The organism is Aggregatibacter kilianii (assembly GCF_003130255.1).
Taxonomy (GTDB): Bacteria; Pseudomonadota; Gammaproteobacteria; order Enterobacterales; family Pasteurellaceae; genus Aggregatibacter; species Aggregatibacter kilianii.
On record NZ_NRCN01000001.1, the window covers coordinates 51,158 to 66,733 of the forward strand.

Annotated in this window: 9 protein-coding genes; 3 read left to right on the forward strand and 6 right to left on the reverse strand. The window is 44.8% G+C overall.

Annotated elements, in window-relative coordinates; genetic code table 11:
* Positions 1 to 88: 88 nt before the first annotated feature.
* The 3 genes from ppc to metX form a co-directional block, all read right to left on the reverse strand.
* Positions 89 to 2,728 (reverse strand): phosphoenolpyruvate carboxylase, encoded by a 2,640-nt coding sequence (ppc, locus tag DK428_RS00220; RefSeq protein WP_109063963.1) that lies wholly within the window; start codon positions 2,726 to 2,728, stop codon positions 89 to 91.
* 283 nt (positions 2,729 to 3,011) lie between these two features.
* Entirely contained in the window at positions 3,012 to 4,010 is a 999-nt protein-coding gene (purR, locus tag DK428_RS00225) for an HTH-type transcriptional repressor PurR (RefSeq protein WP_109063964.1), read from the reverse strand.
* 327 nt (positions 4,011 to 4,337) lie between these two features.
* Positions 4,338 to 5,441, reverse strand: coding sequence for a homoserine O-acetyltransferase MetX (metX, locus tag DK428_RS00230; RefSeq protein ID WP_109064130.1), 1,104 nt, complete (start codon positions 5,439 to 5,441; stop codon positions 4,338 to 4,340).
* 180 nt (positions 5,442 to 5,621) lie between these two features.
* Between metX and DK428_RS00235 the strand changes: the two genes are divergently transcribed.
* Entirely contained in the window at positions 5,622 to 6,335 is a 714-nt protein-coding gene (locus DK428_RS00235) for a SanA/YdcF family protein (protein ID WP_065295092.1), read from the forward strand.
* On the opposite strand, the gene cra is transcribed toward DK428_RS00235, so the two are convergent.
* On the reverse strand, positions 6,313 to 7,305 hold the full coding sequence (cra, locus tag DK428_RS00240; protein ID WP_109063965.1) for a catabolite repressor/activator: 993 nt from the start codon (positions 7,303 to 7,305) through the stop codon (positions 6,313 to 6,315). The two genes, DK428_RS00235 and cra, sit on opposite strands and share 23 nt — an antisense overlap.
* Positions 7,306 to 7,731: 426 nt before the next feature.
* On the opposite strand from cra, the gene carA reads away from it, so the two are divergent.
* Entirely contained in the window at positions 7,732 to 8,856 is a 1,125-nt protein-coding gene (gene carA / locus DK428_RS00245) for a glutamine-hydrolyzing carbamoyl-phosphate synthase small subunit (RefSeq protein ID WP_109063966.1), read from the forward strand.
* Positions 8,857 to 9,484: 628 nt separating this feature from the next.
* Positions 9,485 to 12,706 (forward strand): carbamoyl-phosphate synthase large subunit, encoded by a 3,222-nt coding sequence (gene carB, locus DK428_RS00250; RefSeq protein ID WP_109063967.1) that lies wholly within the window; start codon positions 9,485 to 9,487, stop codon positions 12,704 to 12,706.
* Between the two features lie 238 nt (positions 12,707 to 12,944).
* On the opposite strand, the gene ilvN is transcribed toward carB, so the two are convergent.
* Positions 12,945 to 13,436 carry an acetolactate synthase small subunit gene (gene ilvN, locus DK428_RS00255; RefSeq protein ID WP_109059785.1) on the reverse strand — a complete coding sequence of 164 codons (492 nt, stop codon included), beginning with the start codon at positions 13,434 to 13,436 and terminating at the stop codon, positions 12,945 to 12,947.
* Positions 13,436 to 15,154, reverse strand: coding sequence for an acetolactate synthase 3 large subunit (locus DK428_RS00260; RefSeq protein ID WP_109063968.1), 1,719 nt, complete (start codon positions 15,152 to 15,154; stop codon positions 13,436 to 13,438). The genes ilvN and DK428_RS00260 overlap by 1 nt, the downstream gene beginning before the upstream one ends.
* Positions 15,155 to 15,576: the final 422 nt, after the last annotated feature.

The window sequence follows — 15,576 nt, forward strand, 5'->3', positions numbered from 1 at the left end:
AGTTAAATTTGGCGCACATCATAGCATAATCGGAGAAAAGTGCGGTCGGAAAAAATAACGTTTTTTATGACCGCACTTTCTTTTCTGCCTAGCCGGTATTGCGCATTCCTGCCGCGATACCGGTGATGGTAATCATCAGCGCCTGTTCCACATCCGGATTCGGGTTGTTTGGTTGGGCGCGTAGGCGACGTAGTAGTTCCACTTGCAATAAATTCAGCGGATCGGTGTAAACATTACGCAAAGCAATGGATTCGGCGATCCAAGGCAGATTAGACATCAGCTGATCTTTATGGGAAAGCGACAAAATGGTTTTAATGTCGTCTTGTAGCTGTTTCCGTAAGGATTCGCCCAAATACCATAGTTCCGGTTTCACCAAATGCTGATCGTAATGTTCCGACAGCCACATATCCGTTTTACTAAACACCATTTCCAGCATACCAATCCGAGTGGAGAAGAACGGCCAGTGTTGGCACATTTCTTCAATTAATGCCAGTTTGCCTTGTTTAATGGCTTCTTGCACGGAGGCACCGGCGCCGAGCCAACTTGGTAGCATAAGGCGATTTTGCATCCACGCGAAAATCCATGGAATGGCACGCAGGCTTTCAACCCCGCCATGAGGATTGCGTTTTGCCGGACGGGAACCGAGAGGCAATTTTGCCAGTTCCTGTTCCGGGGTGGCAGAGCGAAAATACGGTACAAAATCTTTATCACCTCGGACAATATTTCGATAAATAGCGCAAGAAGAATCAGACAGCTCGTCCATAATCTCCCGCCATTCCGTTTTCGGTTCCGGCGGAGGCAATAAGTTGGCTTCCAATACAGCGCTGGCGTATAAATCCAAACTTTCTACGGCAACAGCCGGTAAGCCGAGTTTGAAGCGAATCATTTCTCCTTGCTCCGTTACCCGCAAACCGTTTTTCAGTGAGCGTGGCGGTTGGGAAAGCAAGGCCGCGTGTGCCGGCGCACCGCCACGTCCGGTTGTGCCACCGCGTCCATGGAATAAAGTGAGTTCAATGTGTTGTTGTTCACATAATTTCACCAAGGCTTCTTGCGCCCGATATTGCGCCCAAGAGGCAGCCATCATGCCGGCGTCTTTGGCAGAATCGGAATAACCAATCATCACCATTTGTTTGTTGTTAATGACACCACGATACCAACCGATATTAAATAATTCGGTCATGACCTGTTCGCTGGCATCTAAGTCATCCAAGGTTTCAAACAACGGTACTACCGGTAAATGGTAAGGCACACCGCATTCTTTTAATAACAAATGTACTGCAAGTACATCGGACGTGGTGCGTGCCATAGAAATGATGTAACAGGAAATCACGCCTTGAGGCTGCTCTGCGATCACTTTGCAAGTATCTAAAATTTCTTGTGTTTCTGCTGATGACGTCCAATCCAACGGAATCAGCGGTCGGCGTGAACTGAGTTCTCGAATTAAAAAGGCTTGTTTATCTGCTTCGCTCCATTGGGCATAATCGCCCAAGCCGATGCAACGGGTAATTTCCGCCAATGCTTCGGTGTGGCGGGTGCTTTCCTGACGAATATCAAGCCGCGAAAGGGTAACGCCAAAGCAACGAATGCGACGCAAATAATCCAATAGCAATCCGTTGGCGATTATCCGCATACCGCATGCCATAAGCGATTGATAGCAATCATACAGCGGTTCCCACAGCTGTTCGTTCGTGGTGATAATGTCCTCTTTGGTGGCACGTGGGGGACGGTTTGCCAATAAATCATCGTAGTAGGTGAGAGTGGCGGAAAGTTTGGTGCGTAAAGTTTTGGCAACCACGCGGTAAGGCTCCGGATGATCGCCGTATTTGGCACGGAAGGCTTCAGTGCATTGTTGCATGGAAAGCTCATCTACCAACAGTTGAATATCTTTTAAGAATAAATCGGCGGCTTTCCAGCGGGCAAGTTGTAACACTTGGCGGGTGACGTTGGCGGTGACAAACGGATTACCATCGCGATCGCCGCCCATCCAAGAGGAAAACTGAACCGGAGCCAGTTCTACCGGTAACGAAATGCCTAAATATTTAACCGCACTTTCATTGAACTGACGTAAAAATTCCGGCACCGCTTGCCACAAGCTGTTTTCGATCACGGCAAAGCCCCATTTAGCTTCTTCAAACGGCGTCGGACGTTTGGTGCGAATCTCATTGGTGTGCCACGCCTCGGCGATGAGTTGCAACAAGCGACGTTCAATGGCTTTGCGTTCTTTTTCGGTTAAATCGGAATGCTCCAACTGGCTCAAACATTTGTTGATTTCCACATTTTTATGTACCAACGAACGGCGGGTTACTTCTGTTGGATGGGCGGTTAGCACCAATTCAATCAACAGTTTTTCTACGGTTTTGATGATATCTTCTGGTGCTAGGTTTTGACCTTGCAGACGTTTAAATAAGGCTTCAATAGAACGATTGGAAGATACTTCATCATGATGATGACGGGAAATGGTTTGATATTGCTCGGCAATATTGGTTAAGTTGAGGAACTGGCTGAAAGCGCGAGCGACGGGAATGATATTGTCATCGGAGATAGTCGAAAGCGTTTGTAGCAACTGTTGACGCGCTTGGTCATCACCATTACGTGAATTTTTTGATAACACCCGAATATTTTCAATGAGTTGCAAAATAGCATCGCCTTGCGCATCGCAAATGGTCTCACCTAGAAAATGCCCCAACATACTGATGTTCTGTCGCATTTGTGCGTATTGCTGAATCATAGTTACCTCACTAAATTAAAAACAAAAATACTTAAAACATAAAGGATATAAACAAAAAATAGATTAAAGATCAATCGTAATTAATTTATTAGTTTAAATAAATACAGGATTAAGTAGATTATTTCTAATAAAGTGCGGTGATTTTTGAAAAAGTTTTTGAATGTTATAGGAATGTTTAAAGAATATTAAAATATAGGTTAGGTAATCTTTATTTCTCGGTGGAGAGTGTTTATCCACAGCCATGGGTGATGGAATTACCCATGACTATGGATTTTATTTGGATTTAGCATTTTTTTACCGATTTACGAATCACTAATTCAGGATGAATTTCGATCGTTTCCCGTTGATCGGATTTGTGGTTAATACGTTCGAATAACAAATTGACCGCCTGCACGCCCAAACGGGATTTGGACTGGTGAATAGTGGTAAGCGGTGGTGAATAGAAGCGGGAGGCGTGAATATTGTCATAGCCGATGATGGAAATATCATCCGGCACGCGCAAGCCTTTCTCGCCAATAGCGGAAATCGCCCCCAATGCCATAACGTCGTTGCAACAAAATACGGCGGTAGGTAATTCTGTTTGGCGTAAAATTTTGTTCATGCATTCATAGCCGTCTTCCGGTTCAAAAAAGCCTTCCATCACCCAATCCGGATTAACCGTTAAGCCGGCTTCTTCAATGGCGTGTAGAAAGCCTTCATAGCGAGTTTTTGCAGGGGTTTTAGTAAGCTCGCCGGAGATAATGCCGATGTGTTTATGACCGTTTTCAATAAGATGTTTAGTGGCTAAATAACCGCCATTAAAACCATTGTCTTGAATAATGTCCGTATGGGCGTTCGGGCCCCAATCCATTACCACCATTGGAATGCTTTCAAAGCTAGTTAATACGTTTAAGGAGTCCGGCAAGTATTCGGAACACATCACCAAAATACCGTCCACCCGTTTTTTGGCCAACATTTCCAAATGGTTTTTGATTTTTTCCGCATTGTTTTGCGTGTTACAGAGAAAGAGTGAATAGCCTTGGCGGTAGCAATGTTCTTCCACGGCATGAATAATTTCAGCAAAATAAGGTGCTTCACTGGTGGTGACAATCATGCCGATAGATTTGGTGGTATTGACTTTTAAGCTACGCGCCACCGCACTCGGGGAATAGTTGAGTGCTTCAATTGCTTGCAATACCAACTTTTCGGTTTCTTGTGCCACAAAGCGGGTTTTGTTGATGACGTGTGACACTGTGGTGGTCGATACACCGGCCATTTTAGCGACGTCTTTAATGGTTGCCATGATTTTCTCCGTAAAAAATTTTAGCTATTATAAAGAGGGAATCCGCTTTGGTTAAGGGCGGAAAGCAGAAATTTTGGGGATTGTCACACTTTTTTAGATTTGGTTGGCTTTTTGCGTAAATTTTTTGTTAAAATGCGCCACGATTAACGCAAAATTAATAACAGATGAGGTAAAAAAATGGGTACTTTCGGTTATGCAATGATGATGGTTGTGCTTTCTTTAGGCTTAATTCTTGTCCTTGCTTCATCAATTTTTTAAGTTTAAAAACGCTAAAAAAACAAACCGCACTTTGAGTTGAAATGAATAAATTTGGCATCAAAGTGCGGTTTAATTTTCTTCCGAATCTGCCGGTATGCCTGCCAACCCATCTCGAATTTTCTTTTCAAAAAAAGCATAGTCCACTAAAAATGCATCGTGCCCGTAATCTGAGGCAAATTCATGATAAGTCAATCGCACGCCGCTTTGTTCCAATAATTGCTTGCTTTTACGCAATTCCGGCACTTTAAACAGTTGATCATTTTCTACCGCCACTAACGTGTAACCGGCTTTAATGCGGGAAAGGGCGGTTTTCAAATCGGCATAACCGATGCTTGGATCGTATAAATCCAAGGCGCGTAACAAGTGTAAATAGCTGTTGGCATCAAAACGGGCGAGGAATTTTTGGCCTTGATAACTTAAATAAGACTCCACTTGGAAATAATCCGCCTGCAAATCACCTTCTGCTTTGGTAGCGCGTCCAAAAGCTTTGGTTAATTGTATGTCGGTGCGATAGGTGAGCATACCGAGCATTCGAGCAATAGACAGACCTTTATCGGGCCGAGGGCCATTGTAGTAATCGCCGTTGTTGAAATTCGGATCGTTAATAATGGCTTGACGCATAACATGGTTAAAACCGATAGCTTCCGCACTGAAGGAAAGCGATGAGCAAAGATTGACCACGTTAGAGACAAAATCAGGATAATCGATTGCCCACTGCGTTGCTTGCATTCCACCGAAAGAACCGCCGATAACGGCGTGTAAATGAGTGATGCCCAAGGTATCAAGCAGTGCTTTTTGTACTTTCACCAAATCTTGCACGATCACGGACGGAAATTGACTGCCATAAGGACGGTTGGTTTTCGGGTTAATAGAGGACGGACCTGTTGTGCCTTTGCAACCGCCGAGAACATTGGAGCAAATAAAAAAATAACGGGAAGTGTCCAACGCCAAGCCATCGCCCATAAAATTTTGCCACCAACCAACTTGGTTTTCTTCCTTATCAAAATAAGGCTCAGCGTCGCCGGTTAACGCATGACAAATTAATACCACATTGCTTTTATCCTCATTGAGCTCACCATAGGTTTGGTACGCCACATCAATGTGATCAAGCTGACCGCCTAAGATGAGATCTAATGGTTGATAGGTAAAAAGAGTGGTGGTTTTTATTGTCATTGCCGGCAATTTTGTTATAGATAATAAGCGCATAAACTACATCTTGAGTTATAGCTTGTCAAGAAAATTTAGACGTCTAAACATCTGGAAGTTTTGAAGTCTATAAATCAATAAATTACACTTGAATTTCAATCCTTTTTTCATTATTTTGACAGCAGTCGTTTCTCATAAGAAAGATCAATGAAATTGAATTTAAAAGAAAAGTTACAAAGTGCCTTCACCCTATTGCAAATTAAACGGGCAATCCGTTATTTGGCGATATTTGTGGCTTTTTTTGCTTTTTTATTGATTATTGTGGATCAAACCATCGGTTATTATGTTCGTAAGGATATTTATTACGATATTGAAAAAATACCGAATCGCCCTTATGGCTTAGTGCTTGGCACATCAAAATATTTTGCCAATAACACGCTGAATTTGTTTTATTACAATCGTCTGCTTGCTGCACAGCGCTTATTTGAAGCGAAAAAAGTGGATTATCTATTATTAAGTGGCGATAACCGCACCCTTCAATATAATGAGCCTCGCACCATGCTGAAAGATCTGAAAAAAATGGGGGTGCCGCAAGAATTTATTTATTTGGATTTTGCCGGATTCCGCACATTGGATTCGGTCATTCGCGCCGACCAAGTGTTTAAAGCCCATTCCTTGACGATTATTTCACAAAAATTCCATTGCGAACGCGCGTTGTTTATTGCTAAGTTCCATAATATTGATGCCATTTGTTTTGTGGCGGATTATCCGCAAGTATATTCTTTTGTTCGGGTGAGAGAGTTTTTTGCCCGTTTGCAGGCGGTGTGGGATTTAATGGTGGAAAGAGAACCGCACTTTTTGGGGGAACCGGAGCCGCTTCCCCCACCGGTTACTATTCCTAACGTGAACAGTGATACTTAACCGTCTTACGCATTAACGGTGTCGTGTTCACCGTGTTTTTATGTTTTTTCGATATGGCATCAAAAGCCAAATTCAACAATGATAGGGATACTTTGTCGTAATCCTGCACACTACAAATCACCGGATTTGCCAATAATTCCAACATTTCAAAATGTCCGAAAGTAGCGATGATTAAATCATGCGGCACATGACCTTGGCGTTGCAATAACACTAACAACACGCCTTCCAACAAAGTGAAAGAGGTTGTAAAAATCGTGGTGGGCAGTTCATTTTGATCCAACCAACGGGCAAAGTCTGCCGCCGCATTATCTTTATGGAATTTATCCGTATATAAATACGTCACCGGAATGTCTTTTTCTTCCAATGCCTTGCGGAAACCCTTTTCACGCTCTTGGCTGGTTGGTAATTCAGGCAATGCGCCGAAAAACAGGATGCGTTGTTGCTTAGCTTGTTGTAATAATTCGTTGCTTAAGCGATAGGCGTCTCCTTCGTCATCGGTTAATACATTCACCACATTCGGCGACATAATTCGACGATCAAACCCCACCACAGGAATCTCGATATTTTGATAAAAATCCGTATTGTAAGGCAGGGTAGAAGAGACAACCAACGCATCTATTTGACGTTGCAGTAAATGTTTTACGCAGTCTTGCTCGTTTTCGACTTTGTCGTTAGAACAGGAAATTAATAATTGGTAGCCTTTTTCTCTCAAGCGATTTTCCAAATTATTCGCGATTTTGGCATAACTGATATTTTCAAAGTCGGGAATAATTAAACCGATGGTTTTGCTTTTTCCTACACGTAAACTCGCTGCCATGGCATTCGGTTTAAAATCATATTGTTTAATTAAGGCCTCCACCTTCTCGATAGTGCTGTCACTAACGCGATATTGCTTGGCTTTTCCGTTCACAACATAGCTCACGGTTGTACAGGATACGCCCGCGAGCTTTGCAAGTTCATCTAATTTCACATTAACTCCTTATCAATGTCAGAAATAGATAGTTTGATTGGTTCTTAGGTTAATAATATTTTTTATTGGGTTAAACCCGGTGAAATTATAACACTTCCATTAACGACGATAATAACGATAAAAATTAAAAACATGACAAATCGCAAGAAAGCCACAGAAAAACAATGGCATAAAATTGATTTTTTATAAAAAATATCATCCTACTAATAATATTTAGCCCCTTGGGGATTTTGCTTGTCAGAAACCCTATCCTCTTTTAGAATAAACCCGTTTTGCCGCCATGGCAGGGCAAAACAGAGGCAGTTTGATTAATCCCCCCATAAAACAGGTCGATAACTAAAAGTGCGGTCGTTTTCAAAGGTGTTTTTCAAACTGAGGTTAATGAACATTCGTAAGTGTTCGACCAAATAAAATTAGGAGTAATTTATGTCCGAAGCGGCAATTCTCGTCCTCGCCGACGGTAGTGTCTTTCATGGCAAAGCCCTTGGCGCAACCGGTTTTACAATCGGCGAAGTGGTATTTAACACATCCATGACCGGCTATCAGGAAATCTTAACCGATTCATCTTATACCAAACAAATCGTCACCCTCACATATCCCCATATCGGCAACACCGGCACTAACAACGAAGACACTGAATCCAATCAGGTTTATGCCGCCGGTTTAATCATTCGCGATTTGCCATTGCAACACAGTAATTTCCGCTCCCAATCTTCCCTTGCCGACTATCTCAAACAAAACAATATTGTCGCCATTAGCGAAATCGACACTCGCCGCTTAACCCGTTTATTGCGAGATAAAGGTGCACAAGCTGGTTGTATCATGTCGGGCGACATTGACGAAGCCAAAGCCTTGGAATTGGCGAAAAGTTTCGGCTCCATGGCGGGCAAGGATCTGGCACAGGAAGTCACTTGTGCCGAAGCCTACCAATGGACACAAGGCGAATGGCAACCGGGCAAAGGTTACTCAAAAATTGACAATCCCGAATTTCATGTGGTCGCCTACGATTTCGGCGTGAAACACAACATCTTGCGTATGCTTGCGGAACGCGGTTGCAAACTCACCGTGGTGCCGGCAAAAACCTCCGCTGAAGCGGTATTGGCGCTCAACCCGGACGGCATTTTCCTTTCCAACGGCCCGGGCGATCCGGAACCTTGTGATTACGCCATTCAAGCCATTCAAACCTTACTGCAAAGCAAAAAACCGTTATTTGGTATTTGCTTGGGGCATCAATTACTCGGCTTGGCGGTCGGTGGCAAAACTAAAAAAATGTCCTTCGGACACCACGGCGCCAACCACCCAGTGCAAGATTTGGCTTCACAAAAGGTGCTTATCACCAGTCAAAATCACGGCTTTGAAGTGGACGAACACAGCCTGCCAAAAAACGTGCGCATAACCCACCGCTCTTTATTCGACAACTCCGTACAAGGCATCGAACTCATTGACCAACCTGCGTTTAGCTTCCAAGGCCACCCCGAAGCCAGCCCGGGCCCGAATGATGTGGCGTATCTGTTCGATAAGTTTATTGCGCAGATGCGGGCGACGAAGTAAAAGTGCGGTCGGTTTTCTAAATATTTTGTAGGGACAGACTTTATGTCTGTCCTAATAAGATCGAATGAGATAGATATAAAATCTGTTTCTAGGGTAAAAGAATAAATTAGTGAAACGTATATACGGGGAAACACACCGATAGCGCAAGCATCCACGCTTGTGCCAAAACAGAATTTACAGCACAAGCGTGGATGCTTGCGCTATCAACAATATCAACCAAAAGTGCGGTCGAAATTTAAAACGTTTTTACAGGTTATTTAAAGCGTGATTGAGATTTTGATTGAAATTATCGGCGGAATTATTCAAGGCATGATGGAAAGCCCAAACGATAGCGCGCGTCTCCCGACGCGTGCTGTAACAAACAATAATTGGCACGCGTCGGGAGACGCGCGCCAGCAGAAATAAGAAAAAATAAAACACCATCGATGGCGCAAGCGTCCACGCTTGTGCCAAAAACAGAATTTACAGCACAAGCGTGGACGCTTGCGCTATCAGTAATATCAACCAAAAGTGCGGTTACAAAATCCGAAGGATTTTGAACGTTGGTTTACCAACAGCCTGAAGGGCGAACAGTCAAACTTGTTTGATTGTGAGTAATTTTTAATCGTTTTACAGTGAGAAAACAAAAATGCCAAAACGTACAGACATAAACACGATTTTAATTATTGGGGCAGGGCCGATTGTGATCGGTCAGGCGTGTGAATTTGACTATTCCGGCGCGCAGGCGTGTAAGGCGTTGCGGGAGGAAGGGTATCGCGTGGTGTTGGTGAATTCCAATCCGGCGACCATCATGACCGATCCGAATATGGCGGATGTCACCTACATCGAGCCGATTCAATGGCAAACCGTGGAAAAAATCATCGAGAAAGAACGTCCTGATGCGATTTTGCCAACCATGGGCGGACAAACGGCGTTGAACTGTGCCTTGGATTTATCCAAAAACGGCGTGCTGAAAAAATACGGTGTAGAGCTTATCGGTGCCACGGAAGATGCCATTGATAAAGCGGAAGATCGCGGTCGTTTCAAAGACGCTATGACGAAAATCGGCTTGAATACGCCGAAATCCTTCATTTGCCACACTTTTGACGAAGCCTGGAAAGCGCAGGAAGAAGTGGGCTTTCCAACGTTAATTCGTCCGTCGTTCACCATGGGCGGTTCGGGTGGCGGTATTGCCTATAATCGCGATGAATTCCAAGCCATTTGTGAACGCGGTTTTGACGCCTCGCCGACCCATGAATTGTTAATCGAACAGTCTGTGCTCGGTTGGAAAGAATACGAAATGGAAGTGGTGCGCGACAAAGCGGATAACTGCATTATTGTCTGTTCCATCGAAAACTTTGACCCAATGGGCGTGCACACGGGCGATTCCATCACGGTGGCACCCGCACAAACTTTAACCGACAAAGAATATCAAATCATGCGTAACGCCAGCCTTGCGGTGTTGCGTGAAATCGGCGTGGATACGGGGGGCTCCAACGTGCAGTTTGCGGTGAACCCGGCAAACGGCGAAATGATCGTGATTGAGATGAACCCACGCGTGAGCCGTTCTTCTGCCTTAGCCTCCAAAGCCACCGGCTTCCCCATTGCGAAAGTGGCGGCAAAATTGGCTGTAGGTTATACGCTCAATGAGTTGCGTAACGACATCACGGGCGGTTTGATTCCTGCCTCATTCGAACCTTCCATCGACTATGTGGTCACCAAAGTGCCACGCTTTGCCTTTGAAAAATTCCCGAAAGCCGATGACCGCTTAACCACACAAATGAAATCCGTGGGCGAGGTGATGGCGATGGGACGCACTTTCCAAGAATCCCTGCAAAAAGCCTTACGCGGTTTGGAAACGGGCATTTGTGGTTTTAACTTGCTTTCCGAACAGCCGGAAAAAATCCGTCAGGAATTGGGCAACCCGGGGCCGAATCGAATTTTATATGTGGCGGACGCTTTCGGTGCAGGATTCAGCTTGGAAGAAGTGCATCATTATAGCAAAATCGATCCTTGGTTCTTACGCCAGATCGAAGATTTGGTGCAGGAAGAACTTGCCCTTGAGAAGAAAAACATCGCCGATTTAGACCGCACTTTTTTGCGTTACCTGAAACGTAAAGGCTTCTCCGACAAACGTATCGCCCAGCTTGTAAAAGCGGACGAAAGTGCGGTCAGAAATTTACGCATTTCTTACGGTTTGCATCCCGTTTACAAACGGGTGGACACTTGTGCGGGAGAATTCAAATCGGACACCGCTTACCTTTATTCTACTTATGAAGAAGAATGCGAAGCCAATCCGAGTGAACGCAAAAAAGTCATGATTTTAGGCGGTGGGCCGAACCGAATCGGGCAAGGTATTGAATTCGATTATTGTTGCGTGCACGCCGCCCTTGCCTTACGCGAAAGCGGCTTTGAAACCATCATGGTGAACTGTAATCCGGAAACGGTTTCTACGGATTTTGACACATCCGATCGTTTGTATTTCGAACCACTTACCTTAGAAGACGTGTTAGAAATTATTCATGTGGAAAAACCTTGGGGCGTGATTGTACATTACGGCGGGCAAACCCCGCTTAAACTTGCCAATGCGTTACATGAAAACGGCGTGAACATTATCGGCACGTCCGCGGACAGTATTGATGCGGCGGAAGATCGCGAGCGTTTCCAACAAATTCTGCACGATCTCAACTTAAAACAACCGGAAAACCGCACGGCACGCAATGCGCAGGAAGCCGTGGCGTTGGCAAATGAAGTGGGCTATCCGTTGGTGGTGCGCCCGTCTTATGTCTTGGGCGGTCGCGCTATGCAAATCGTGTATAACGACGAAGAACTAAACCGTTATATGCGCGAGGCGGTGTCTGTTTCCAATGATAGCCCGATTTTGCTCGATCATTTCTTGAATAACGCCATTGAAGTGGACGTGGACTGTATTGCCGACGGCGAGCAGGTGATTATCGGTGGCATTATGCAACATATTGAACAGGCGGGGATTCACTCCGGTGATTCCGCCTGTTCCCTTCCGCCGTATTCTTTAAGCCAAGCCATTCAAGATGAAATCCGTCGTCAAACTGCTGCTATGGCGCAGGCATTAAAGGTGGTGGGCTTAATGAACGTGCAATTTGCCGTGCAAAATGACGTGGTGTATGTGTTGGAAGTAAACCCGCGTGCCAGCCGCACCGTGCCGTTTGTGAGTAAAGCGACCGGTCGCCCGTTGGCAAAAATCGCCGCACGCGTGATGGCGGGTATCAGCCTGAAAGAACAAGGTGTAACAGGCGAAGTGATTCCGGCGTATTACTCGGTGAAAGAAGCGGTGTTCCCGTTCATTAAATTCCCGGGAGTAGATGTGGTGCTCGGGCCTGAAATGCGTTCCACCGGTGAGGTGATGGGCGTGGGCAAAACCTTCTCCGAAGCCTTTCTAAAAGCCGAATTGGGTGCCGGCGAACGCATTCCGAAAACGGGTAAGGTGTTTTTGTCCGTGGACGACAGCGACAAAGCCCGCTTATTGCCGGTGGCGCGTCGTTTACAGGAAGAAGGCTACGGCTTGTGTGCTACCATGGGGACGGCAAAATTCCTGCGTGATAACGGCATTGTGACGCAAATTGTCAACAAAGTACGCGAAGGTCGCCCGCATATCGTGGATGCCATTAAAAACGGTGAAATTGCCATTGTGATCAATACCGTAGGCAGTCAAGCAGAGAGTATCGCGGATAGCCATTCCATTCGTGCCGGCGCGTTGCAATGTAAAGTGTTCATCCAAACCACCCTTGCCGGCGCGGAAGCTTTGGTGGAAGGCGTGAAAAGTCTGGATAATTGTGCGGTGTATGCCTTGCAAGGATTACATAAAGACATTGGTGAAAACCTAGCGGGGTAAAGTGCGGTGAGAATTTGGGGTGTTTTTTAGTGACATGGAATGCGGCGAAATAATTGCCCCTTCGTTTACGGTGGACACTAGACTAAACCCCGAATAGGGATTGGTATTTTCCTCCTCTGACTACGGCACCTCCGCCCGTAAACGGAGTGAGGGAAGTGATTGATATGATGATATAAAAAATAAAAGTGCGGTCAAAATTCGTTGTAAATTTTGACCACACTTTGTGTTTATTTATTGACTACAAATAGCCCTTTTCTCCACGTGGTAAGCTCACCAAACCGGAACGGACGATTTCAATCAAAACGGCTTCTTCTTTTAGCGTATTCACGAAGGCGTCCAGTTTGTCTTTGGTACCGGTGAGTTGGATAATGTAAGACTTCGTGGTGACGTCCACAATTTGCGCGCGGAAGATGTCCGTTAAGCGTTTTAGTTCTTCACGATTTGCACCTTGGGCGCGCACTTTAATTAACATGACTTCGCGTTCAACGTGTTCGCTGTCGCTCAAATTAATCACTTTGAATACGTCCACCAATTTGTGCAGTTGCTTTTCGATTTGCTCCAACACTTGTTCGTCGCCGTAGGTCTCGATAGTCATACGGGATAACGTTGGGTCGTCTGTTGGCGCCACGGTGAGGCTTTCGATGTTGAAAGCACGCTGTGAGAATAAGGCGACTACGCGGGATAACGCACCTGATTCATTTTCGAGTAATACTGATAAAATTCTACGCATTATGCATTCTCCGGTTTAGTCAAAATCATTTCATTCATGGCGCCGCCACGCACTTGCATTGGGTAAACGTGTTCGTTGGCATCAACGTTGATGTCAACAAAGACCAGTTTATTTTTTATACTGAACGCTTGTTTGAGTTTTTCTTCCAGTTCTTCCGGTTTGGCGATTTGAATACCCACATGATCGTAGGCTTCCGCTAATTTCACGAAATCCGGCAACGAGTTCATGTAAGTTTGCGAATGGCGACCAGAATAAATTAAATCCTGCCATTGTTTCACCATACCGAGGAAATGGTTGTTCAAACAAATGACGACGATAGGAATATCATACTGTTTGGCGGTAGAAAGCTCTTGAATGTTCATTTGAATACTCCCATCACCGGTAATACAAACCACCGTTGCTTTCGGCTCGGCGAGTTTTACGCCAAGTGCAGCAGGCAAACCAAAGCCCATAGTGCCAAGCCCACCGGAGTTGATCCAACGCCGTGGTTGGTCGAACGGGTAGTGTAAGGCGGCGAACATTTGGTGTTGTCCTACATCAGATGCCACATAGGCATCACCCTTGGTGAGGCGATAAATCGTTTCAAGCACTTGTTGTGGTTTTATCACACCACTGTGACGATCGAAATCGAGGCATTTCTCTGCTTTCCATTGTTCGATTTCTTTCCACCAATCGGTTAAATCAGATTGGGACTTCGCAAGGTTTTCATCTTCTAATAACGATAAAAATTCGTCTAATACGCTTTCTGCACTGCCTACAATCGGAATCGCCACAGGTACGGTTTTGGAAATGGAGGTGGGATCCACATCTACATGAATCACTTTCGCATTCGGGCAATATTTCGCGAGATTATTGGTGGTGCGATCGTCAAAGCGAACGCCGATACCTAAAATCAAGTCACTGTTATGCATAGCGGTGTTGGCTTCATAAGTGCCGTGCATACCCAGCATACCAAGGAATTGTTTATCCGTGCCCGGGAAAGCACCTAAGCCCATGAGAGAAGAGGTGACCGGCAAATTTAACTGTTTAGCAAAGCGTGTTAAGGCATCGTGGCAGTTAGCCGAAATTACACCACCGCCCACGAAAAGCACCGGTTTTTTTGCCACCAATAAGGCTTTTAGTGCTTTTTTTATTTGCCCTTTGTGGCCTTGCACCGTTGGGCTGTAAGAACGCAAAGTGACTTCTTCCGGATAAGTGTAGGCAAATTTGTTCAACGGATTGAGTATGTCTTTCGGCAAATCAATCACGACAGGACCGGGACGACCGGTAGAGGCAATATAAAAGGCTTTTTTAATGATGGTCGGAATGTCTTCCGGGTTTTTAACTAAAAAACTGTGTTTTACGACCGGACGGGAAATCCCCACCATGTCGCATTCTTGGAAGGCATCACTACCAATTAATCCCGATGGTACTTGTCCGGAAAGCACCACTAACGGAATAGAATCCGCATACGCGGTAGCAATACCGGTAATGGCATTGGTGGCACCAGGGCCGGAGGTAACTAAAACACAGCCTACTTTACCGGTGGCGCGTGCGTAACCATCAGCCATGTGTACTGCGGCTTGTTCGTGGCGTACTAAAATATGTTCAATACCGCCGAGGGTATGAATGGCATCATAAATGTCTAAAACCGCCCCACCCGGATAGCCGAATAAAAACTCAACACCTTGATCGCGCAAGGATTGCACAACCATTTCTGCACCCGATAATTTCTTCATTTTTACCTCTTAATTAGCTATAAATCGCCGTTGCGATTTATCGGAAATGTTAAAAACCTATGATTTTTATCATAAGCCTGCTTACTGATTCACCCTAAGGGGTGCATTGATGAAGCCAATGTTGAAAAAGTATTGCATTTTTTGACCGCACTTTATGTGGATGGCGTGCTACTTCAACAGAGTGAACTTTGCATTTGTGATTCACCGTGCAGTAGTTTTAACGGAAAAGAGTTTATTTGTCTATTAATAATTTATTGTGGAAACACATGTTTTAGCTAATTTTGTGATATAAAATCCTGTTAAATTGTTTTAGACGATATTTTATAAATTTTTTTAATCTTTAATCATAAAAAATGCGACTTTATGTCGCATTTTATAAAATATACAAAATAATCTTTTGAATTTAATTTTTGTGCGTTAGA

What these genes read in the sequence shown, in the direction of transcription:
- ppc (WP_109063963.1), bottom strand. Translation starts at nt 2,728, where the DNA reads ATGATTCAGCAATACGCACAAATGCGACAGAACATCAGTATGTTGGGG.
- purR (WP_109063964.1), bottom strand. Translation starts at nt 4,010, where the DNA reads ATGGCAACCATTAAAGACGTCGCTAAAATGGCCGGTGTATCGACCACC.
- metX (WP_109064130.1), bottom strand. Translation starts at nt 5,441, where the DNA reads ATGACAATAAAAACCACCACTCTTTTTACCTATCAACCATTAGATCTC.
- DK428_RS00235 (WP_065295092.1), top strand. Translation starts at nt 5,622, where the DNA reads ATGAAATTGAATTTAAAAGAAAAGTTACAAAGTGCCTTCACCCTATTG.
- carA (WP_109063966.1), top strand. Translation starts at nt 7,732, where the DNA reads ATGTCCGAAGCGGCAATTCTCGTCCTCGCCGACGGTAGTGTCTTTCAT.
- carB (WP_109063967.1), top strand. Translation starts at nt 9,485, where the DNA reads ATGCCAAAACGTACAGACATAAACACGATTTTAATTATTGGGGCAGGG.
- ilvN (WP_109059785.1), bottom strand. Translation starts at nt 13,436, where the DNA reads ATGCGTAGAATTTTATCAGTATTACTCGAAAATGAATCAGGTGCGTTA.
- DK428_RS00260 (WP_109063968.1), bottom strand. Translation starts at nt 15,154, where the DNA reads ATGAAGAAATTATCGGGTGCAGAAATGGTTGTGCAATCCTTGCGCGAT.